This is a genomic window from Aquirufa ecclesiirivi (assembly GCF_011250515.1).
Classification (GTDB): domain Bacteria; phylum Bacteroidota; class Bacteroidia; order Cytophagales; family Spirosomataceae; genus Aquirufa; species Aquirufa ecclesiirivi.
Map to the genome: position 1 here is coordinate 16113 of NZ_JAANOP010000007.1, position 26712 is coordinate 42824.

1 protein-coding gene (cut by a window edge) is annotated in these 26712 nt (G+C 44.6%); it reads right to left on the bottom strand.

The window, feature by feature from the left end:
* Positions 1-26561, bottom strand: part of the annotated coding region (locus G9H65_RS10015; RefSeq protein ID WP_166375208.1) for a hypothetical protein (this coding region is incomplete at its 3' end). Its footprint begins 16112 nt before the window's first position; 26561 of its 42673 annotated nt are in view.
* Positions 26562-26712 lie beyond the last annotated feature (151 nt).

Here is a 26712-nt window from a genome sequence, read left to right on the forward strand (position 1 = left end):
TTCACAAAAGTTCCTCCCGAGTTTTTAAATGTACCGTGGGTGTGAATATTGTACTCTGCTGTTGGATCTGTTGCGTGTTTTAATGTTAATGTACTTCCAGAAGGTAAGTCAAATACCCCATCGATAATTAAACTATATAATTCAATATTGGTATTTAAAGTAGTCGTAATTCCTGATGGGATTTTAACGATATCATATTCTCCTTGAGAAGTTTGAGTAGGCGCAACACTGGCACCAAACACAGTTCCTCCATCCGTGGATACTTCCCAACCTACTGAAGTCCAGTTTCCACTCGAAGTAGGTTGATAAATCGCTCCTTCTGTAATGGTGAACGAGCCTGTGGAACTAGCCGTCAAACTCATTCCTGAGATTGCCGAAGTCGTTACTATGGCATTGTTATTGTAGGTATACAAAGGCGTATTTCTCGTCGACTCCGTAAATCTCAAATAATCAATTAAGAAAGAACTACTTCCCGAATTAATGGTAACAGTCACAGGATTTCCTAACAATACGCCACCCGCTGTGGTACGAACTAATTTGTCTGTCTTATCGGTTCCACCAATGGTTAAGCCTAATTGTAAAGTCGTATTGGTATTGACATTCACTTGGTTACCGTATGGATCTTGAACGATGGCGTTCAAGGTCACGTTATTGGATCCCAAAGTAGGATAAGTAGGAGATAAAGCTGTTGCTACCAATTTTGAAGCAGTAGCTCCACTAACAGTGACACTTAATTTATCTTCAGATGCAGATGAACTGACTGTTCCATCGGTCACAGAAACAAGTGCAGATTCCGCTTTATATAAGATCATAGAAGCTGTACCCACCCCATTGGTGAAGGTCACCACCGTACTACTACCCAAATTAATGGCAGTAGCGTTTTTATTAGTAACCGTAGGTGCAGTCACAGGATTTGTGGAACTCGTTGCTCCAGAGAAAGTCAAAGTTTTGTCACCCGAATATCCTGTTACCGTATTACCCTCAGCATCTTTGGCTGTCAAAGTAATGGTTTGTGCTGCTCCAGCTGTTTGTGAACCTGAGCCTGTAATGACCAATTTAGCCACTGTACCTGCACTGATGGTGACATTCGAACTTGTCACTGCGGTTCCTGATGCTGGAGTAAACGTAAATGTTCCTGTTCCCGCATTTCCGGTGAAGATTAAACCTGAAATGGATGATACACCACTGGTGAAATCACTGACATTATTTAATTTATTGGTCCCAGTTAAACCTGTAATCGTACCTGTTAAGGTAGTTGTAACCGTAATGTTATTGGTAGCAGCATTAAAACCTGTGGCTACGTTACCCCAGAAGTCATAAGCTGTTAAGGTATTGGTTCCCGTAAAGGATTGTCCACTTGTCTGAGGGCTCGCTAAACTTACCGTAAATTTAGCCCCCACACTTGGGTTAACGGTGATGGATAAACGATCACCACCTGTAGAAGCGGAAATGGAAGTGGCACTAGCTGTAATGAAGGTAGATTCTGCTTTATAAAGTGCCATACTACCTGTGGCTACACCAGCCGTAAAGGTCATGGTTGTGGCCGTACCAAAATTCACTGCAGCCGCCGTTTTATCGTTTACTGTTGGCGCAGTTACCGGATTAGCGGATGAACTTGCTCCAGCAAAAGTAACATCGTGATCCCCTGTATAAGTCGTTACTGTATTTCCATTAGCATCTTTAGCTGTAATAGTCACGGTTTGAGTACCTCCTGCTGTTTGCGTTCCTGTGCCTGTTACAACCAAACGAGTTGCTGTTCCTGCACTCATGCTTACACTTCCCGAGGTCACGGGTGTTCCAGAGGCTGGTGTAAAGGTAAATGTTCCTGTTCCAGCTGTACCTGTAAAAGTCAACTTGCTGGTCAAATTAGCTATACCTGAGCTAAAGTCGGCTACATTATTGATCAAGTTTGAACCATTCAATCCAGAAACTGTACCTGTCAATGAAGACGTTACTGTAATAGCATTGGTCGAAGCATTGAAAGTCGTGGCTACGTTACCATAGGCATCATAAGCCGTCAATGTATTGGTTCCTGTAAAGGCGGTTCCTGAATTTTGAGGACTTGCTAAACTTACTGTAAACTTGGTAGCTACGCCATGACTAACCACTACCGTTAATCGGTCTCCACCAGTAGATGCGTTGATTCCATCTGCACTAGCAGCTATGTTGGCTGTTTCAACTTTATATAATTTCAAATCCGAAGTAGCTACCCCGTTGGTAAAGGCTACCGTCGTAGCTGTTCCAAAATCAATGGATGCACTCGTATTGTCTGTTGCATTAGGGGCTGTAACTGGACTAGCCGAAGAGCTTGCTCCAGAGAATGTCAAGGCATGATTTCCTGTATATCCAGTAGCAGTATTACCATTGGCATCCTTCGCTGTGATGGTCATGGTCTGCGTAGCTCCTGCCACTTGAGTTCCTGTTCCTGTAATCACAAATTTCGTAGCAGCACCCGAACCAATAGTTACACTGGAACTTGTTGCTGCAGTACCTGTATTGGGAGTAAAGGTAAATGTACCCGATCCAACAGTTCCTGAGAATACCAAACTGGAAGTTAAGTTGGCCACTCCAGAAGTAAAGTCTCCTGCACTATTTAAGATATTTGTTCCTGATAAACCTGTAATAGCTCCTGTTAAGGAAGTAGTTACCGTTACTGGGTTCGTTGAGGCGTTAAATAAAGAAGTATTACCATACGCATCTTGTGCGGTTAAGGTATTAGTTCCTGTAAAGGCTACTCCATTATTTTGTGGGCTAGTTAAACTAACCACCAGTTTACTAAAGGTAGCAGCAGAAACCACCACGCTTAAACGATCCGCACCTGTCGTAGTAATACCACCTTGCGTAGCAACCAGATTTAAGGTTTCCGCTTTATAAGGCACAAAACTAGCTGTTGCCACTCCATTACTGAACGAGACATTGGTCGCAGTACCCAAATTGGTACCTCCTACCGTAGGAACCGTAACGGGGTTAGATGAACTTGCAGCACCTGTAAAGGTCAAGGACTTAGTACCGGTATAACTTGTAGCCGTATTGCCACTCGCATCTTTTGCTGTAATGGTAATAGTTTGAGCACTACCAGCCGTTTCAGTACCACTTCCAGTAATCACAAATTTAGTGGCTGTGCCCGGATTAATTACTCCATTAAATGATCCTGTGGCACCTCCAGTAGTTGATGTAAATGTGATGGTGCCTGAACCTGAAGTCCCCGTATAAATTAATTTACCTGTCAAATCGGCTACTCCATTCACAAAATCTGAAATACTTGTCAATTTATCTGTACCAGACAAGCCTGTAATGGTTCCACCCAAATTAGTTGTGGCAGTAACATTGTTCGCCGAAGCATCAAATGTTAAGACCGCATTACCATAGGCATCTTCTGCTATCAGATTATTTACTCCTGTAAATGCTACTCCACTGGTTTGTGGGGTAGTGAAGGCTAATTCAAATTTAGTTAATGTACTATGGCCAACAGTAACTGTCAAACGATCGGCTCCTGATGAAGCGATACTACCATCATTGGCCACAATATTTGCCACTGCCGCTTCATATAATATCATAGATGCTGTAGCGACTCCATTCGTAAATGTCACATTGGTACTTGTTCCAAAATCAATACCTCCTACAGTAGGCGCTGTTTGCGGATTATGAGAAACATTGGCACCAGAAAAAGTCAAGGCCTTCACTCCTGTATAAGAAGTTACCGTATTTCCTTGTGCATCCTTGGCTGTTAAAGTTATCGTTTGACTCGATCCTGCAGTAATCGTACTAGTTCCTGTAATTACTAGTCGAGTAGCTGCACCTGTGTTTATGGTCACATTGCCACTTGTACCTGAGGCACCACTAGCCGTGGCAAAACTAAATGTACCTGTGCCCACTGTTCCTGTGAATTTCAAACCTAAACTAGTTAAGTTAGCCACTCCACTACTAAAGTCGCCAGCTTGGTTCAATAAATTATTTAGCCCTGAACCTAATCCGCTGATGGTACCTGTTAAGGTACTTGTTACTGTTACAGGATCAGTATTGGCAGCAAATGTAGTTACGGTATTACCGTAAACATCTTGTGCTGTTAAGGTATTTGTACCCGTGAAGGCCGTTCCATTGGTTTGTGGACTTGCCAAACTCGCTACCAATTTATTTAATGTGGCGGCTGAAACGACTACGCTCAAACGATCAGCACCGGAAGTAGTAACACCGCCTTGCGTTGCCACAAGAAGTGCTGTTTCTGCTTTGTATAATTTCACTAAAGCCGTTCCAACTCCACTGCTGAAAGTTACCACAGTAGCTGTACCAAAGTTAATATCGGCAAGATCTTTATCTCTTGCCGTGGCAGCGGTTGTTGGATTAGTCGAACTATTCGCTCCAGAGAAGACGATAGATTTGTCACCAGTATATCCTGTGGCCGTATTTCCACTAGCATCTTTAGCCGTGATGGTAACGGTTTGGTTACCTCCCGCAGTTTGTGTTCCAGTTCCTGTCACAATGAATTTCGTAGCTGCACCTGGGTTCACCGTGATGCTTGAACTAGTTACAGCAGTTCCTGAGACTGGAGTAAAGGTAAATGTTCCCGCAGCTGAAGTACCTGTAAAGGTTAAACCTAGACTCGTCAAATTTGCGACACCACTCGTGAAGTCCGCAGCATTATTTAACATATTGGTTCCAGACAAGCCCGTGATAGCACCTGTTAAGCTAGTTGTCACGGTAATACTATTTCCTGAAGCATTAAAACTGGTTACAGTATTTCCATATGCGTCAAGTGCCGTTAAGGTATTCGTGCCGGTAAAGGCTGAACCATTTATCTGTGGACTTGTCAAGCTAACTGCTAACTTAGTAAATGTTGATTCGGAAACTGTTACCGATAAACGATCCCCGCCAACAGCCAAGATTGTTCCGTCTGTAGCGGCAATAGTTGCTGATTCCGCTTTGTACAATACCATGGATGTTGTTGCTACTCCATTAGTAAAGGTTAAGCTAGTAGCTGTACCTAGTTCATTTCCGCCAATAGTTGGTGCGGTAGCTGGACTAGCTGAACTATTCGCACCTGAGAATGTAATGCTATGAGAACCTGTATAACCTGTAGCCGTATTTCCCTGTGCATCTTTGGCTGTGATTGAAATCGTTTGAGAACTACCTGCTGTTTGTGAACTTGAACCAGTCACCACCAATTTTGTAGCTGCACCCGAATTAATCTGTACACTTCCACTTGTTACCGCTGTTCCACTTTGTGGCGTGAAGGTAAAGGTGCCTGTTCCTACGGTTCCTGTGAAGATCAATTGGCTTGTCAAGTTCGCTACACCTGCTGTGAAGTCGCCCGCACTACTCAACTTATTCGTTCCTGATAATCCGGTGATTGCTCCTGTTAAGCTCGTTGTCACCGTGACATTATTCGCACTGGCATCAAAGCTAGCTACGGTATTGCCGTAGGCATCTTGTGCTGTTAGTGTATTCGTTCCGGTAAAGGCGGTACCCGTAATTTGTGGTGTCGCTAAGCTCACAGCTAATTTGCTGTAAGTCGCAGCACTCACAGTTACTGATAAGCGATCGGCTCCTGAGGTGGTCACACTAGCTTGTGTAGCTACCAATTGAGCGGTCTCCGCTTTATATAATTTTACTAAAGCTGTTCCTACTCCACTGCTGAATGTTACCACGGTAGCAGTACCAAAGTTAATATCAGCAAGATCTTTATCTCGTGCTGTGGCGGCTGTGCTTGGACTTGTAGAACTATTCGCTCCCGAGAAGACAATCGATTTATCTCCCGTATATCCTGTGGCAGTATTGCCATTGGCATCTTTGGCGGTAATCGTAACGGTTTGACTTCCTCCTGCGGTTTGTGTACCTGTTCCTGTCACTATGAACTTCGTAGCTGCACCCGAGTTCACCGTGATGCTTGAGCTAGTCACGGCAGTACCTGAGGCTGGTGTGAAGGTAAACGTTCCTGATCCAGAGGTTCCTGTGAATGTTAAACCTAAGCTTGTTAAATTGGCTACTCCACTGCTGAAATCTCCTGCTTGATTTAATACGTTATTCACTCCTGAACCTAGGCCACTGATGCTTCCTGTTAAACTAGTCGTTACTGTTATGTTATTGCCTGATGGATTGAAGCTGGTCACTGTATTTCCATAAGCATCTTGAGCTGTTAAGGTATTCGTTCCTGTAAAGGCTGTACCATTTACTTGTGGACTCGCTAAGCTTACGGCTAGTTTGCTGAAACTTGCTTCAGAGACAGTTACCGATAAACGATCCGCTCCAGTGGCTACAATCGTTCCATCCGTTCCAGCTATGGTTGCTACCTCTGCTTTGTACAAGACCATCGAGGCTGTTGCCACTCCATTGGTAAACGTTAAACTTGTTCCTGTTCCAAAGGCGGTTCCTCCTACTGTTGGTGCTGTTGCTGGACTACTGGAACTATTCGCTCCAGAGAAAGTAATGGAATGAGATCCCGTATAAGCTGTTGCCGTATTTCCTTGTGCATCTTTGGCGGTGATTGAAATGGTTTGAGCCACACCTGCCGTTTCAGAACCAGTTCCTGTGATGACTAATTTGGTCGCTGTACCTGCACTGATAGAAACAGAACCACTGGTAGCTGCGGTTCCTGATTGAGGAGTAAAGGTAAAGGTCCCTGTTCCTGAAGTACCTGTATATATTAAACCTAGACTCGTTAAGTTGGCAATCCCTGAAACAAAATCTCCAGCGCTTGTCAATTTATTTGTTCCTGATAATCCAGAAATAGAACCTGATAAGGTAGTCGTGACGGTCACGTTATTAGCGCTAGCGTCAAAGGTCGTCACGGTATTTCCATAAGCATCCTCTGCTTCCAGCGTATTAGATCCTGTAAAGGCTACTCCATTTACTTGTGGTGTTGCTAGGCTAGTTGTTAATTTAGCATAGGCTGCAGAACTTACTGTTACCGTTAATCGATCAGCCCCTGCACTAAGAATAAGTCCATTGGTTGCGGTGATGTTCGCTACCTCTGCTTTATACAAGACCATGCTGGCTGTGGCGACACCATTACTAAAGTTCAATCCAATTTCTGTACCAAAGTTAGAACCAGCTACCGTAGGAACTGTCACAGGGCTAGGAGAACTTGCTGCTCCTGTGAAGGTAATGTTATGCACACCTGTATATCCTGTGGCCGTATTGCCACTAGCATCTTTGGCCGTGATGGTAATGGTTTGAGAGCTACCAGCTGTTTGTGTACTAGAACCAGTTACCACTAATTTCGTGGCTGTACCTGAATTGATGACAACATTACTACTTGTTACGGCTGTACCTGTAGCTGGGGTAAATGTGAAGGTTCCAGTTCCCACCGTACCTGTAAAGGTCAAAGCACCTGTGATATTAGCCACACCACTCACAAAACGTCCTACAGTTTGCATGATATTTCCACCAGCAAATCCAGAAACGGTTCCACTTAAACTGGTGGTCACAGTCACATTATTTTGTGAGGCATCAAACGAGGTAAAGGTATTTCCATATGCGTCTTGTGCTGTTACCGTATTGGTACCTGTAAAGGCTGTTCCACTAATTTGTGGACTCGCCAAGCTCACCGCTAATTTACTGAAACTCGCTTCAGAAACTGTCACCGATAAACGATCTCCTCCAGTTGATGAAATACTTCCATCGGTCGTTGAAACAACTGCCGCTTCTGCCTTGTATAATTTCAAGCTAGCAGTAGCCACACCATTACTGAAGGTCACCACGGTAGCTGTACCAAAATTCACATCACTCGCATTTTTATCAGTTACTGTAGGTGCAGTAACCGGACTTGAAGAACTTAAAGCTCCAGAGAATGTCAACGACTTATCTCCAGTATAAGTCAATGCTGTATTTCCACTGATATCTTTCGCTGTAATAGTAATGCTTTGAGTACCTCCTGCTGTTTGGGAGGCATTTCCTGTAACCACTAATTTAGTAGCAGCACCAGCCATAATATCTCCACTAGCTGATCCTGTTTTTCCAGAAGCAGAAGTAAAGGTAGCTGTACCCGTTCCAATTGTACCAGTGAAGGTAAATTGACCCGTTACATTGGCTACTCCACTCACAAAATCTCCTGCACTATTCAAGACATTTCCACCCGATAATCCAGAAATAACACCAGTTAAATTAGTCGTTGCTGTGATGTTATCCGTTGAAGCATTGAAACTCGTTACCGTATTTCCGTATGCATCTTGTGCGGTGATGGTATTTGTTCCAGTAAAGGCAACCCCATTGGTTTGTGGAGAAGTGAATGAAACGGCAAACTTATCTAATGTGCTTGGACTAACTGTCACATTCAAAGTTCCTCCCGTATTCGAGTTGATCGTGCCATCGGTCGCATTCACCGTAGCTGATTCTGCTTTGTACAAGACCATAGAGCCTGTAGCCACACCCGCCGTAAAGGTCAAGCTTGTAGCTGTTCCAAAGTTCGTTCCCGCTACCGTTGGTGCGGTGGCCGGACTTATCGAGCTTGCTGCTCCTGAGAAGGTAATGTTTTTAGCTCCGGTATAAGTCGTTGATGTATTTCCATTGGCATCTTGGGCAGTAACGGTAACCGTTTGAGCTCCCCCAGCTGTTTGAGTTCCTGTTCCAGTGACTACTAATTTAGTCGCTGCACCAGCATTCACGGTAATGCTAGAGCTTGTAGTTGCTGTTCCTGATGCTGGAGTAAAGGTGAAAGTACCAGCTCCTGTTGTACCTGTAAATTTCAAACCTAAGCTTGTCAAATTCGCTACTCCACTGCTAAAATCACCTGCTTGATTCAATACATTGTTGACACCTGATCCTAAACCAGTGATCGCACCTGTCAAACTTGTGGTTACTGTTACATTATTCGTGTTAGCTGCAAAAGAAGTTACGGTATTACCATAAGCATCTTGTGCGGTCAAGGTATTGGTTCCAGTAAAGGCGGTGCCGTTAATCTGTGGACTTGTTAAGCTTACTGCTAATTTATTAAAGCTTGCAGCACTAACAGCTACCGTTAAGCGATCTGCTCCTGCGGCGGAAATACTACCGTCGGTCACAGCCACGACAGCTGATTCCACGTTGTATAACTTCATGTTGGTAGTCACAGTACCCGAAGCAAAAGTCAAGGCTGTAGTTGAACCAAATGCAATATCCGCTGCTGCGGTATTGGTTACCTTAGGGGTCGTTACTGGGGCTGTTGAGCTAGTGGCTCCTGAGAAAGTTAAGTTCTTAGAACCTGTATAATTCGTTACCGTATTACCACTTGCATCTTTGGCTGTAATCGTAATCGAATTACTCGCTCCTGCTGTCTGAGTCGCTGAACCTGTTACTACTAATCGGGTGGCAGCACCTGGGTTGATGGTCACACTTCCACTTGTAGCGGCTGTTCCTGATGCTGGGGTAAAAGTAAATGTACCAGTACCTGAAGGACCTGTATAAACCATTACTCCTGATAAACTTACGGAACCACTTCCTCCTGGTGATTGCATAACATTGCCACCACCAAAACCAGATACGACACCACCTAAACTATTGGTTACTGTAATATTATTTAAAGAAGCATCAAATGAGGTAACTGTATTACCATAAGCATCTTGTGCTGTCAACGTATTCGTTCCTGTAAAGGCTGTTCCATTGCTTTGCGGCGAATCTAAAGCAACAAACAATTTGGAGAAAGTTGACTCCGAGACCGTTACGGCTAATGATCCACCCGTGTTGGAGTTAATCGTTCCGTCTGTTGCATTCACCGTAGCTGATTCCGCTTTGTATAAAATCATGGATCCAGTCGCCACACCCGCTGTAAAATTCAAGGTAGTGGATGTTCCAAATGCCGTAGCTGCTAGAGTTGGATTAGTAGCTGGATTGATGGAAGGGTTCGCCCCTGAGAATGTAATGGATTTATTACCTGTATAAGTTGTCGCTGTGTTTCCACTAGCATCCTTAGCTGTAATGGTCAATGTTTGTGAACCACCTGCCGTTTGGGAACCAGAACCTGATAAAACCAATTTAGTAGCAGCACCTGAGTTAATTACTACGACATCATTACCCGTATATCCTCCTGTAGTAGAAGTAAATGTAAAGGTTCCTGAACCTGTCACTCCCGTATATTTTATACCTAAAGCAGTTAAATCAGCTACCCCACCCACAAAATCTCCTGCTTGGTTGAGTACATTATTGGTACCTGAACCTAAACCACTTATCACTCCACCTAGCGAATTCGTAACTGTTACCGCATTCGTTCCCGCATTGTAATTCACGGTATTACCATAAGCATCTTGAGCCGTTAAGGTATTCGTTCCTGTAAAGGCTGAACCGTTGACTTGTGGACTTGTCAAATCGGCAGAAAATTTAGATAAAGTACTGGCACTAACAGTCACCGATAAACGATCTCCTCCTGTTGATGAAATGCTTCCATCAGTGGCTGCAATCGTGGCTGATTCTGCTTTGTACAAGATCATTGTTCCAGTAGCTACCCCTGCCGTAAATGTCAAGTTAGCCGCAGTGCCAAAATTTGTTCCAGCAAATGTTGGAACTGTACTTGGATTCGAGGAATTATTAGCTCCAGAAATGGTGATACTTTTTGCTCCAGCGTAAGATGTAACCGTATTTCCACTCGCATCCTGAGCTGTGATGGTTATTGATTGAGAACCACCTGCTGTCTGAGTACCTGTTCCTGTAACTACTAATTTGGTAGCTTCACCTGGGTTAACCGTGATGCTAGAGCTTGTTGCTGCCGTTCCTGAAGCTGGCGTAAAGGTGAATGTTCCAGCACCTGTAGTACCTGTAAATTTCAAGCCCAAGCTTGTCAAGTTAGCAACCCCACTGGTAAAGTCACCCGCACTATTTAATATATTTGTTCCTGATAAGCCTGTAATAGCACCCGTTAATGCAGTCGTTACCGTAATGTTATTTCCTGCAGCACTAAATCCGGTTACTGTGTTACCATAAGCATCTTGAGCCGTAAAGGTATTCGTTCCTGTGAAGGCTGTTCCATTGATCTGAGGGCTTGTTAAACTAACAGCCAATTTCGTCATACTGGAAGGACTAACGGTAACTGATAATCGATCCGCCCCACTGGTTAAAATCGAACCATCTGTTACCGATACAGTCGCTGTTTCAGCTTTATACAGCACCATCGATGCTGTAGCTACACCAGCTGTAAAGGTGATGTTCGTTGTACTTCCAAAGTCCGTTCCTCCTACGGTTGGAGCCGTAGCAGGACTTGATGAACTAGTAGCACCAGAGAATGTAAGTGATTTAGAGCCTGTATAGCCAGTGGCTGTATTTCCACTCGCATCTTTTGCCGTAATGGTTACTGTTTGTGCACCTCCAGCCGTTTGAGTACCTGTTCCTGTAATGACTAATTTAGTGGCTGCACCTGCATTGATGGTCACACTTCCACTCGTAACAGCTGTTCCAGAAGCTGGTGTAAAAGTAAATGTTCCTGTACCCACCTCACCTGTGTAAATCATTTTGGTAGAAACAGAACCTACTCCGTTAACAAAACCTCCAGCCGCTGTTAATACATTGACTCCAGTAAAACCTGTAATACTTCCACTTAATGAAGTAGTTACAGTAATGTTATTGAGTGATACATCAAAATTGGTAACAATATTTCCATAGGCATCAAGTGCCGTAACATCATTCGTTCCTGTAAAGGCAACTCCGTTTGTTTGAGGACTCGCTAAAGTAACTCCCAACTTAGTCATGGTCGATTCTGAAACCGTTACAGCTAAAGTACCACCCGTATTCGAATTAATCGTTCCGTCTGTGGCATTCACTGTGGCAGCTTCTGCTTTGTACAAGATCATCGATCCTGTCGCCACACCCGCGGTAAAGGTCATACTAGTGGCCGTACCAAAGTTCGTTCCTGCTACTGTTGGCGTAGTGGCTGGGCTTGGTGAGCTCGCTGCTCCTGAGAATGTAATGTTTTTAGCTCCTGTATAAGTCGTAGCTGTATTTCCGTTGGCATCTTGGGCGGTTACGGTAACCGTTTGAGCGCCTCCAGCTGTTTGCGTTCCTGTACCTGTAACAACTAATTTAGTGGCAGCTCCTGCGTTGATGGTTATGCTTGAACTAGTAACCGCTGTTCCGGAGGCTGGCGTAAAGGTAAATGTTCCTGCTCCTACGGTTCCTGTGAATTTCAAACCTAAGCTTGTCAAGTTCGCTACTCCACTCGAGAAGTTAGCTAATTGGTTAATCACATTATTTACTCCACTACCCAATCCACTCACCGTTCCCGTTAAGCTTGTTGTTACGGTAATATTATTGCCCGAAGCATCAAATCCTGTTACGGTATTTCCATACGCATCTTGTGCGGTCAAAGTATTCGTTCCAGTAAAGGCAGTACCGTTTACCTGTGGACTTGTTAGGCTAACGGCTAATTTGCTAAAGCTTTCTGGACTGACCGTTACGTTCAATGTTCCTCCAGTATTCGAGTTGATCGTTCCGTCTGTCGCATTCACTGTGGCAGCTTCTGCTTTGTACAAGATCATCGATCCTGTTGCCACACCCGCCGTAAAGGTCAAGCTTGTAGCTGTTCCAAAGTTCGTGCCCGCTACCGTTGGTGTCGTAGCCGGACTTGGGGATGCGGCTGCTCCTGAGAATGTAATGTTTTTTGCTCCTGTATAACCTGTATCGGTATTTCCGCTCGCATCTTTCGCTGTAACTGTGACGGTTTGACTTCCTCCTGCTGTTTGAGTTCCTGTTCCTGTAACTACTAATTTTGTCGCTGCTCCAGCGTTGATGGTTACGCTTCCACTTGTCGCTGCTGTTCCAGAAGCTGGAGTAAAGGTAAATGTTCCTGCACCAGAGGTTCCTGTATAAATGATTCCATCGGTGGTTAAATTAGCTACACCACTTGTAAAATCTCCTACTTGATTCAATACATTGGTACCTCCTGATCCTAAACCGCTCACCGTGCCTCCCAAGGAATTAGTTACTGTTACATTATTCGTACTTGCATTAAATCCTGTTACTGTATTACCATAAGCATCTTGGGCTGTCAAGGTATTCGTTCCTGTAAAGGCAGTTCCGTTTATCTGTGGACTTGTTAAGCTTACCGCCAACTTGGTCATCGTCGATGAACTCACCGTCACATTCAAGGTTCCACCCGTATTCGAATTAATCGTTCCGTCTGTCGCATTCACGGTGGCAGCTTCTGCTTTGTACAATACCATCGAACCTGTTGCCACACCCGCTGTAAAAGTTAAACTTGTAGCTGTACCAAAGTTCGTTCCAGCTACCGTGGGCGTAGTGGCCGGACTTGGTGAGCTTGCTGCTCCTGAGAATGTAATATTTTTAGCTCCTGTATAAGTCGTAGCTGTATTTCCGTTGGCATCTTGGGCTGTTACGGTAACCGTTTGAGCTCCGCCAGCTGTTTGGGTTCCTGTTCCTGTAACGACCAACTTAGTGGCGGCTCCTGCGTTGATGGTCACACTAGAACTCGTTACTGCTGTACCAGATGCTGGAGTGAAAGTAAAAGTTCCTGAGCCTATCGTCCCTGAGAATATCAATACCCCAGTTAAATTTGATACACCACTTACAAAACTACCAATGGAATTCATCACGTTTCCACCTGAAAAACCCGTAACTGCTCCAGTCAATGAAGAAGTAACCGTGACATTATTCGTAGCAGCATTAAAATTGGTAACGGCATTACCATAAGCATCTTGTGCCGTTAATGTATTTGTTCCTGTAAAGGCTGTGCCATTAACTTGCGGACTTGTTAAACTTACCGCCAATTTAGTAAAGGACGATTCACCTACGGTTAGTGATAAACGATCTGCTCCTGCCGCTGAAATTGAACCATCCGTTACAGATACCAAGGCACTTTCTGCTTGATAAACAACCAAGCTGGCTGTTGCTACTCCATTCGTAAATGTTAGACTCGTTGAAGAACCAAAATTTGTACCTGCTACCGTTGGTACGGTAACTGGACTAATGGAACTATTGGCTCCAGAAAATGTAAGTGATTTACTTCCTGAATAAGTCAGGTCTGTATTCCCACTCGCATCTTTGGCAGTAATCGTAATGACTTGTGAACCACCTGCTGTTTGCGTACTATTACCCGTCACAACCAACCTAGTGGCTGCACCAGCACTAATTAATACCACATCACTGCCCGTGATACCTCCTGTTGTAGAAGTAAATGTATAAGTTCCTGTTCCTGTAACTCCTGTATAACGGATACCTAAACTGGTTAAATCAGCGATACCACTAACAAAATCTCCTGCTTGGTTCAGCACATTATTTCCTCCTGATCCCAATCCGCTAACAACTCCTCCTAAGGAATTGGTCACGGTTACAGCATTTGAACTAGCATCATAACTTGTTACCGTATTACCATATGTATCTTGAGCAGCTAATGTGTTGACACCAGTCCAATTCAAACCATTGGTTTGGGCAACTGCCAAATTAAGTCCAAACTTATTAACCGAAGCTGGACTCACTGTCACATTCAAGGTTCCACCCGTATTCGAATTAATCGTTCCGTCTGTCGCATTCACTGTGGCAGCTTCTGCTTTGTACAATACCATCGAACCTGTTGCCACACCCGCTGTAAAGGTTAAACTTGTAGCTGTACCAAAGTTAGTACCCGCTACCGTTGGTGTCGTGGCCGGACTTGGTGAGCTTGCTGCTCCTGAGAATGTAATATTTTTAGCTCCTGTATATGTCGTAGCGGTATTTCCGTTGGCATCTTGGGCGGTAACGGTAACCGTCTGTGATCCTCCTGCTGTTTGTATTCCTGTTCCTGTGACTACTAATTTAGTCGCTGCTCCAGCATTCATTGTAATGCTAGAACTTGTTGCTGCGGTTCCCGATGCAGGAGTAAATGTAAAGGTTCCTGATCCTATGGTTCCAGTGAATTTCAAACCTAAGCTTGTCAAGTTCGCCACTCCACTCGAGAAGTTAGCTAATTGGTTAATCACATTATTTACTCCACTACCCAATCCACTCACCGTTCCCGTTAAGCTTGTTGTTACGGTAATGTTATTGCCCGAAGCATCAAATCCTGTTACGGTATTTCCATACGCATCTTGCGCGGTCAAGGTATTTGTTCCTGTAAAGGCTGTTCCGTTTGTCTGTGGACTTGTTAAGCTTACTGCCAACTTGGTCATCGTCGATGCACTCACAGCTACCGTCAAGCGATCTGCTCCTGCGGCGGAAATACTGCCGTCGGTCACAGCCACGACAGCTGATTCTACGTTGTATAACTTCATGTTGGTCGTCACAGTACCCGAAGCAAAGGTCAAGGCGGTGGTAGTTCCAAAGGCGATATCCGCTGCTGCGGTATTGGTTACCTTAGGTGTCGTTACTGGCGCAGTAGAACTAGTTGCTCCTGAGAAAGTTAAGTTCTTAGAACCGGTATAAGTGGTTACCGTATTACCACTCGCATCTTTGGCGGTAATCGTAATCGAATTACTCGTTCCAGCTGTTTGAGTAGCCGAACCTGTCACTACTAATTTCGTGGCAGCTCCTGGATTTATGGTCACACTTCCACTCGTAACAGCTGTTCCAGATACGGGCGTAAAGGTAAATGTCCCTGCTCCCGAAGTACCAGAAAATATCATGCCTAAGCTCGTCAAATTCGCTACTCCACTTGTAAAGTCGCCTGCACTACTTAATATGTTTGTTCCTGATAAGCCAGAAATAGCTCCTGTCAAACTCGTTGTTACTGTTATGTTATTTCCTGCTGCACTAAATCCTGTAGCTGTATTACCATAAGCATCTTGAGCTGTCAAGGTATTGCTTCCTGTAAAGGCGGTCCCGTTTGTCTGTGGACTTGTTAAGCTTACTGCTAATTTCGTCATCGTTGATGAACTCACCGTCACATTCAAGGTTCCACCCGTATTCGAATTAATCGTTCCGTCTGTTGCATTAACTGTGGCAGCTTCTGCTTTGTACAAAATCATGGATCCTGTCGCCACACCCGCTGTGAATGTCATACTAGTTGCCGTACCAAAGTTCGTTCCTGCTACCGTGGGTGTCGTGGCGGGACTAGGTGAGCTTGCCGCTCCTGAGAATGTAATGTTTTTAGCTCCTGTATAAGTCGTAGCTGTATTTCCATTGGCATCTTGAGCTGTTACCGTTACTGTCTGTGATCCTCCAGCTGTTTGGGTTCCTGTACCAGTAACGACTAATTTAGTCGCAGCTCCTGCGTTGATGGTCACACTTGAACTTGTAACCGCTGTTCCGGAGGCTGGCGTAAAGGTGAAGGTTCCTGCTCCTGAGCTTCCTGTATAAATAAATCCATCGGTGGTTAAATTAGCTACACCACTCGTAAAATCACCTGCCTGATTCAATACATTGGTGCCTCCTGATCCTAAACCGCTCACCGTGCCTCCCAAGGAATTAGTTACTGTCACATTATTCGTACTCGCATTAAATCCTGTTACGGTATTTCCAAACGCATCTTGTGCTGTCAAGGTATTCGTTCCTGTAAAGGCAGTCCCGTTTGTCTGTGGACTTGTTAAGCTTACTGCTAATTTATTGAAGGTGGCTGCACTAACAGCAACCGTTAAGCGATCTGCTCCTGCCGCGGAAATATTTCCATCGGTCACAGCTATAACAGCTGATTCCACCTTGTATAACTTCATGTTGGTCGTTACAGCTCCCGAAAAAAAGTTCAAGGATGTCGTGGATCCAAATGCAATATCCGCTGCTGCGGTATTAGTTACCTTAGGTGTTGTAACTGGTGCTGTTGAACTCGTTGCTCCAGAAAACGTTAAGATCCTTGCGCCCCCATAACCAGTTACCGTATTGCCACTCGCATCTTTGGCGGTAATCGTAATTGAATTACTCGCTCCTGCTATCTGAGTCGCTGATCCTGTCACCACTAATCTGCTAACTGCTCCGGGGCTAATGGTCCTAGATGGACTCGTTATTGCAGTTCCAGAAGCTGGTGTGAAGGTGAAGGTTGCTGCTCCTGAAGTACCCGTGTACTTCATGCCTAAACTTGTTAAGTTGGCCACGCCACTAACAAAATCTCCTGCCTGATTCAACACGTTGTTAACTCCTGATCCTAAACCGCTCACCGTGCCTCCCAAGGAATTAGTCACTGTTACATTATTCGTACTCGCATTAAATCCTGTGGCTGTATTACCATATGCATCTTGCGCGGTTAAGGTATTCGTTCCTGTAAAGGCTATGCCGTTAATCTGTGAACTTGCTAAGCTAACCGCCAACTTGGTCATCGTTGATGAACTCACCGTCACATTCAACGTTCCACCCGTATTCGAATTAATCGTTCCGTCTGTCGCATTCACAGTAGCCGCTTCTGCTTTGTACAATACCATCGATCCTGTCGCCACACCCGCTGTAAAGGTCATACTAGTGGCTGTTCCAAAGTTCGTTCCCGCTACCGTTGGGGTAGTGGCCGGACTAGGTGAGTTTGCTGCTCCTGAGAATGTAATGTTTTTAGCTCCGGTATAAGTGGTAGCTGTATTTCCGTTGGCATCTTGGGCTGTTACCGTTACTGTCTGTGATCCTCCAGCAGTTTGGGTTCCTGTACCTGTAACTACTAGTTTAGTGGCAGCTCCTGCGTTGATGGTCACACTTGAACTAGTGACTGCTGTTCCAGATACTGGCGTAAAGGTAAATGTTCCTGCTCCCGAGGTTCCTGTATAAATAAATCCATCCGTGGTTAAATTAGCTACACCACTCGTAAAATCACCTGCTTGATTCAATACATTGGTTCCTCCTGATCCTAAACCGCTCACCGTGCCTCCCAAGGAATTAGTCACTGTTACATTATTCGTACTCGCATTAAATCCTGTAACTGTATTTCCATACGCATCTTGTGCAGTCAAGGTATTCGTTCCTGTAAAGGCTGTTCCGTTTGTCTGTGGACTTGTTAAACTTACTGCTAATTTGGTCATCGTCGACGCACTCACCGTCACATTCAAGGTTCCACCCGTATTCGAATTAATCGTTCCGTCTGTTGCATTTACTGTAGCAGCTTCTACTTTGTACAATACCATCGAACCAGTTGCCACACCCGCTGTAAAAGTTAAACTTGTTGCCGTACCAAAGTTCGTTCCCGCTACCGTTGGGCTAGTGACTGGACTTAGTGAGCTTGCTGCTCCTGAGAATGTAATGTTTTTAGCTCCCGTGTAAGTCGAAGCTGTATTTCCGTTGGCATCTTGGGCGGTAACGGTAACCGTTTGAGCGCCTCCAGCTGTTTGAGTACCTGTACCAGTAACAACTAATTTAGTCGCAGCTCCTGCGTTGATGGTCACACTTCCACTCGTAACAGCTGTTCCAGATACGGGCGTAAAGGTAAATGTCCCTGCTCCCGAAGTACCAGAAAATATCATGCCTAAGCTCGTCAAATTCGCTACTCCACTTGTAAAGTCGCCTGCACTACTTAATATATTTGTTCCCGATAAGCCAGTGATAGCTCCAGTTAATGTGGTTGATACTGTAATGTTATTCGCTGATGCGTTAAATCCGGTGGCTGTATTACCATATGCATCTTGCGCGGTTAAGGTATTTGTTCCTGTAAAGGCTGTTCCGTTTATCTGTGGACTTGCTAAGCTAACCGCCAACTTGGTCATCGTTGATGAACTCACCGTCACATTCAAGGTTCCACCCGTATTCGAATTAATCGTTCCGTCTGTTGCATTAACTGTGGCAGCTTCTGCTTTGTACAAAATCATGGATCCTGTCGCCACACCCGCTGTGAATGTCATACTAGTTGCCGTACCAAAGTTCGTTCCTGCTACCGTGGGTGTCGTGGCGGGACTAGGTGAGCTTGCCGCTCCTGAGAATGTAATGTTTTTAGCTCCTGTATAAGTCGTAGCTGTATTTCCATTGGCATCTTGAGCTGTTACCGTTACTGTCTGTGATCCTCCAGCTGTTTGGGTTCCTGTACCAGTAACGACCAACTTAGTGGCAGATCCTGCGTTGATGGTCACACTTGAACTTGTAACCGCTGTTCCTGATGCTGGCGTAAAGGTGAATGTTCCTGCTCCCGAGGTTCCTGTATAAATAAATCCATCGGTGGTTAAATTAGCTACACCACTCGTAAAATCTCCTGCTTGATTCAATACATTGGTGCCTCCTGATCCTAATCCGCTCACCGTGCCTCCCAATGAATTGGTCACTGTCACATTATTCGTACTCGCATTAAATCCTGTTACCGTATTTCCATATGCATCCTGTGCAGTCAAGGTATTTGTTCCTGTAAAGGCAGTCCCGTTTGCCTGTGGACTTGTTAAGCTTACTGCTAATTTATTGAAGGCGGCCGCACTAACAGCTACCGTCAAGCGATCTGCTCCTGCGGCTGAAATACTACCGTCGGTCACTGCCACAACAGCTGATTCCACCTTGTATAACTTCATGTTGGTCGTTACAGCTCCCGAAGCAAAAGTCAAGGCTGTTGTGGATCCAAATGCAATATCCGCGGCTGCGGTATTGGTTACCTTAGGTGTCGTTACTGGGGCTGTTGAGCTAGTGGCTCCTGAGAAAGTTAAGTTCTTAGAACCCGTATAAGTGCTTACCGTATTACCACTCGCATCTTTGGCCGTAATCGTAATTGAATTACTCGCTCCTGCTGTCTGAGTCGCTGAACCTGTTACCACCAATCGGGTAGCAGCTCCTGCGTTGATCGTCACACTTGAACTTGTAACCGCTGTTCCAGATACTGGTGTAAAGGTAAATGTTCCTGCTCCTGAAGTTCCTGTATAAATAAATCCATCCGTGGTTAAATTAGCTACACCACTCGTAAAATCTCCTGCTTGATTCAATACATTGGTTCCTCCTGATCCTAAACCGCTCACCGTGCCTCCCAAGGAATTGGTCACTGTCACATTATTCGTACTCGCATTAAATCCTGTAACCGTATTTCCATATGCATCCTGTGCAGTCAAGGTATTTGTTCCGGTAAAGGCTGTTCCGTTTGTCTGTGGACTTGTTAAACTTACTGCCAACTTAGTCATCGTCGATGCACTTACAGCTACCGTCAAGCGATCTGCTCCTGCTGCGGAAATACTGCCGTCGGTCACAGCCACAACAGCTGATTCCACGTTGTATAACTTCATGTTCGTAGTCACAGTACCCGAAGCAAAAGTCAAGGCTGTCGTGGATCCAAATGCAATATCCGCGGCTGCGGTATTGGTTACCTTAGGTGTTGTTACTGGTGCTGTCGAACTCGTTGCTCCTGAGAAAGTTAAGTTCTTAGAACCTGTATAAGTTGTTACCGTATTACCACTCGCATCTTTGGCCGTAATCGTAATTGAATTACTCGCTCCTGCTGTCTGAGTCGCTGAACCTGTTACTACCAATCGGGTAGCAGCTCCTGCGTTGATGGTCACACTTCCACTCGTAACAGCTGTTCCAGATACGGGCGTAAAGGTAAATGTCCCTGCTCCCGAAGTACCAGAAAATATCATGCCTAAGCTCGTCAAATTCGCTACTCCACTGCTAAAGTCACCTGCACTACTTAATATATTCGTTCCTGATAGGCCAGTGATTGCTCCAGTTAATGTGGTACTTACTGTTATGTTATTTCCTGCTGCATTAAATCCTGTTACGGTATTTCCATACGTATCTTGTGCGGTCAAAGTATTCGTTCCTGTAAAGGCTGTTCCGTTTATCTGTGGACTTGCTAAGCTTACTGCTAATTTATTGAAGGCGGCCGCACTAACAGCTACCGTCAAGCGATCTGCTCCTGCGGCTGAAATACTACCGTCGGTCACTGCCACAACAGCTGATTCCACCTTGTATAACTTCATGTTGGTCGTTACAGCTCCCGAAGCAAAAGTCAAGGCTGTTGTGGATCCAAATGCAATATCCGCGGCTGCGGTATTGGTTACCTTAGGTGTCGTTACTGGGGCTGTCGAACTCGTTGCTCCTGAGAAAGTTAAGTTCTTAGAACCCGTATAAGTGCTTACCGTATTACCACTCGCATCTTTGGCCGTAATCGTAATTGAATTACTCGCTCCTGCTGTCTGAGTCGCTGAACCTGTTACCACCAATCGGGTAGCAGCTCCTGCATTGATGGTCACACTTGAACTTGTAACCGCTGTTCCAGATGCTGGTGTGAAAGTAAAGGTTCCTGCTCCTGAGGTTCCTGTATAAATAAATCCATCCGTGGTTAAATTAGCTACACCACTCGTAAAATCTCCTGCCTGATTCAATACATTGGTGCCTCCTGATCCTAAACCACTCACCGTGCCTCCCAAGGAATTGGTCACTGTCACATTATTCGTACTCGCATTAAATCCTGTTACGGTATTTCCATACGCATCCTGTGCTGTCAAGGTATTTGTTCCGGTAAAGGCTGTTCCGTTTGTCTGTGGACTTGTTAAACTTACTGCCAACTTAGTCATCGTCGATGCACTCACAGCTACCGTCAAGCGATCTGCTCCTGCGGCTGAAATACTACCGTCGGTCACTGCCACAACAGCTGATTCCACGTTGTATAACTTCATGTTCGTCGTCACAGCTCCCGAAGCAAAAGTCAAGGCTGTCGTGGATCCAAATGCAATATCCGCGGCTGCGGTATTGGTTACCTTAGGTGTTGTTACTGGGGCTGTCGAACTCGTTGCTCCTGAGAAAGTTAAGTTCTTTGAACCCGTATAAGTGGTTACCGTATTACCACTCGCATCTTTGGCCGTAATCGTAATCGAATTACTCGCTCCAGCTGTCTGAGTCGCTGAACCTGTTACCACCAATCGGGTAGCAGCTCCTGCGTTGATGGTTATACTTGAACTTGTAACCGCTGTTCCGGATACTGGTGTAAAGGTAAATGTTCCTGCTCCTGAGCTTCCTGTATAAATAAATCCATCGGTGGTTAAATTAGCTACACCACTCGTAAAATCTCCTGCTTGATTCAGTACATTCGTTCCTCCTGATCCTAAACCGCTCACCGTGCCTCCCAAGGAATTAGTCACTGTCACATTATTCGTACTCGCATTAAATCCTGTTACGGTATTTCCATACGCATCTTGTGCAGTCAAGGTATTCGTTCCGGTAAAGGCAGTGCCGTTTGTCTGTGGACTTGTTAAGCTTACTGCCAACTTGGTCATCGTTGATGCACTCACAGCTACCGTCAAGCGATCTGCTCCTGCGGCTGAAATACTGCCGTCGGTCACTGCCACAACAGCTGATTCCACCTTGTATAACTTCATGTTGGTCGTTACAGCTCCCGAAGCAAAGGTCAAGGCTGTCGTGGATCCGAATGCAATATCCGCTGCTGCGGTATTAGTTACCTTAGGTGTCGTTACTGGGGCTGTCGAACTCGTTGCTCCTGAGAAAGTTAAGTTCTTTGAACCCGTATAAGTGGTTACCGTATTACCACTCGCATCTTTGGCCGTAATCGTAATTGAATTACTCGCTCCTGCTGTCTGAGTCGCTGAACCTGTTACCACCAATCGGGTAGCAGCTCCTGCGTTGATGGTTACACTTCCACTTGTCGCGGCTGTTCCAGATGCTGGTGTGAAAGTAAAGGTTCCTGCTCCTGAGGTTCCTGTATAAATGATGCCATCGGTGGTTAAATTAGCTACACCACTCGTAAAATCTCCTGCTTGATTCAATACATTGGTGCCTCCTGATCCTAAACCGCTCACCGTGCCTCCCAAGGAATTAGTCACTGTCACATTATTTGTATTCGCAGCAAATGTTGTTACTGTATTTCCATACGCATCTTGTGCAGTCAAGGTATTCGTTCCTGTAAAGGCAGTTCCGTTTGTCTGTGGACTGGTTAAGCTTACTGCTAATTTGCTGAACGCTGCTTCTGTTATTGTTGCATTCAAAGTCCCTCCTGTATTCGAATTAATGGTACCATCGCTGGCATTAATTGCCGCCACTTCTGCTTTGTACAAGATCATTGTCGCAGCAGCGGTACCCGCGGTAAAGGAAATATTATGCGGTGATCCAAAATTGGTTCCTCCAAAAGTAGGAACGGTCGATGGACTAGGGGAATTAGCTGCCCCTGAAAATGTAATATTTTTAGCCCCTGTATATGAGGTAGCAGTATTTCCACTCGCATCTTGAGCGATAATCGCAACTGTTTGCCCTACTCCAGCAACAAAATCAGTTGAACCATCTATACTAAATTTAGTCGCAGCTCCTGCATTGATCGTCACACTTGAACTAGTAACTGCTGTTCCGGATGCTGGTGTGAAAGTAAAGGTTCCTGCTCCCGAGATTCCTGTATAAATAAATCCATCCGTGGTTAAATTAGCTACACCACTCGTAAAATCTCCTGCTTGATTCAATACATTCGTTCCTCCTGATCCTAAACCGCTCACCGTGCCTCCCAATGAATTGGTCACTGTTACATTATTTGTATTCGCAGCAAATGTTGTTACTGTATTTCCATACGCATCTTGTGCAGTCAAGGTATTCGTTCCTGTAAAGGCAGTTCCGTTTGTCTGTGGACTGGTTAAGCTTACTGCTAATTTGCTGAACGCTGCTTCTGTTATTGTTGCATTCAAAGTCCCTCCTGTATTCGAATTAATGGTACCATCGCTGGCATTAATTGCCGCCACTTCTGCTTTGTACAAGATCATTGTCGCAGCAGCGGTACCCGCGGTAAAGGAAATATTATGCGGTGATCCAAAATTGGTTCCTCCAAAAGTAGGAACGGTTGATGGACTAGGGGAATTAGCTGCCCCTGAAAATGTAATATTTTTAGCTCCTGTATATGAGGTAGCGGTATTTCCACTGGCATCTTGAGCAATAATCGCTACAACCTCTCCTACACCTGCAGTAAAACTAGTAGAAGCATCAATACTCAATTTAGTGGCAGCACCTGCGTTCACGGTGATACTTGAGCTCGTTGCTGCGGTTCCTGATACTGGAGTAAAGGTGAAGGTCCCAGAACCGGAGGTTCCCGTAAACTTCATACCTAAACTGGTCAGATTAGCCACACCACTAACAAAATCACCTGCTTGGTTCAATATATGATTAATACCAGATCCTAAGCCAGATACTGTACCCGTTAAACTACTAGTGACTGTTACATTATTTGTATTAGCAGCAAATGTCGTTACTGTATTTCCGTAAGCATCTTGGGCTGTTAAGGTATTGGTTCCAGTAAAGGGACTTCCGTTCACTTGTGGACCTGATAAACTTACTGCCAATTTATTGAAGGTTGCAGCACTAACAGCAACACTTAAATTATCGCCACCCGTTGAACTGATCGATCCATCTGTTACCGAAACAGTGGCCGATTCAACTTTGTACAATGACATTGGGACCGAAGATGCCTCACCATTCGTAAATGTTATCACCGTGGCAGTTCCAAAATTGATGGCTGCAGCATTTTTATCCGTAACGGTTGGATTCGTCGCAGGACTTGTAGAGACGTTGGCTCCAGAAAAAGTCAAAGATTTATCCCCTGTATAGGAAGTTGCGATATTACCACTTACATCATAAGCTCGCAAAGTAATATTTTGACTACTACCTGCTGTTTGGGTACCCGTGCCTGTGATGACTAATTTAGTGGCTGCTCCAGGATTCACGACAGTAGAGCCACTCGTGATGGCAGTACCAGAAGCAGGAGTAAAGGTAAATGTCCCCGTTCCACTGGTCCCCGTATAAATCATCCCTTGAGCTGTCAAATCAGCCACACCACTCGTAAAATCGCCTGCTTGATTCAATACATTATTAGCTCCTGAACCTAAGCTGCTGACAGTTCCTCCTAAGGAATTCGTCACCGTGATATTATTCGTAGCAGGATTGAAACTGGTCGCTGTATTACCATAAGCATCCAAAGCGGTCAACGTATTGGTTCCCGTAAAAGCAACTCCATTGGTTTGGGGTGTTGCAATACTGGTGGACAACTTGGTCATGGTAGATGGACTAACGACAACCGATAATCGATCAGCACCTGCGGCTGATAAAGTACCATCAGTAACGGCAATTAACGCCGTTTCCGCATTATACAATTTCAAGGTAGTCGTTGCTACCCCAGAGGTGAAACTATCTGTTGTTGTTGAGCCAAAGGCAATATCCGTAGGAGTACTATTTTGCGCTGTAGGAGCTGTTACCGGTGAAGGAGAACTGGTGGCACCCGAATATGTTAAATTTTTAGCACCCGTATAGGTTGTGGCCGTGTTTCCGTAAGTATCTTGAGCGGTTATAGTAATCGTCTGACTTCCTCCAGCAGTTTGAGTACCTGTTCCTGTTATTTTCAATTTAGAAACAGTACCTGTTGTTACGGTTAAGTTGACTGTTTCAATCACATACCAACCCACCGCATTTTTAATTTCACAATTAAAGACCGTTGTTCCATCATTCGTATCCGATACAGTAACAGCTGCTTTACCGGTATTACCTCCTGATCCAGCGGTAGTACCTGGGTTGGTACCAGTAATGATAGCTGTACCTGAGGTTGAACTAAAAGTAGCTGTCATTCCATTGACGGCGACATTTGAGGTATTTTTAGATAGGGCAGTTAAAGTGGTTGTGACCCCTGCTACTCTTGAGGCATTTCCTAGTGTCAAAGTAGATTGATTACCAATAGCAGCAGAAAATCCATGTACAATGGTTCCTTCTGCATTATTGGCAAAAGTATAGGCTGTACTTGCAGCCAAGTTGGTGGTGGAATTAGGTAATTCCAATAAATATCCCGCTGTTCCTGATCCACCCGTTAAAAAACCCAACACGGAGTTGGCAGGAGTTGCGGCTGTCATGGAATAATTGACAACACCGGCTATAGATGTTACTCCGTCAAAGAATGTTGCGGTAATGGAAGCAGTTACCGCATTCCAAGCATTAGCAATCGTTGTCGTTTGCAATCTTAAGGGTGTATTGGTCGATTTGGCAGCCCCTGTTGTCCATGTAGTTCCTCCACCTGATGCAGTGGTGGCAGGCCAAGCTTCCAATAAATATACCCCAGCATCTTCGACAAAGATATCTTTCCCCTCAACTTTGATTTTATTATGGTCATTACGTACCAAAACAGTTTCGACGTACCTTTCAGTAACGTCTAATTTCAATACCCGTACAGCAAATAAATCTCCTTCATCACCAGGAGAGTCTTCCAAGCCATTTAAATAATCATCTATGGCGTGTCCATATTCTTGAAATAACAAGGCAATCAATTGTGTATCCGTAGCATTGGGGTATAAAAAATTCCCCTGGCCTTCTGAATACTCTTTGTTCATGTAAATACGTGGACGACCGTCTGGTCCAATGGAACTATAACTAGCCATGGCACCGTGCATGTTTTCCCATTTCACAAATTGAATGGGAACATATAAACCATTGCCCAAAACCAAATTTTTCAATGCCAAGGCCTTCTCATCAAAAGACGCATCCATTTGCTTGCGCTTGCCTGGAAAGAATTTAAATAACTGATCACGATAATTGGCTTGGGCAAAAAATGATCTCAAATGAAAATCAACCCCATTTTTTGCTTTCAGAACTCGTTTACGAGCCAATGAATAATCCAGGCTATCCGTTTGATCCACAAATACATCTTGTGCATAAGGTATTATAGCAGGAGTAGCGTAGGAAGCTGCTACAGGCGAATAATTACGCTGGGCGAATAAATCAAATGAATTTATAAATAAAAATAGGCCCAACAAGGCCACAAAGGTAGATTTACCTTTTAATGAAGATTTTTCAGAACAAAGTAGAAAAAGAATTTTAGTAATTCTTTGTAGCATAAATTTAATTAATAGAACACAAATTCAATAGACGAAGACTTTCCTATATTCTTAATCCATTGTAATTCGGTATAGGCTTGATGATAAAAACACTTTATAAAAACCGCAATAAAACTTCTTAAAGTTACTAAATATTTTGAGCAGAACATGC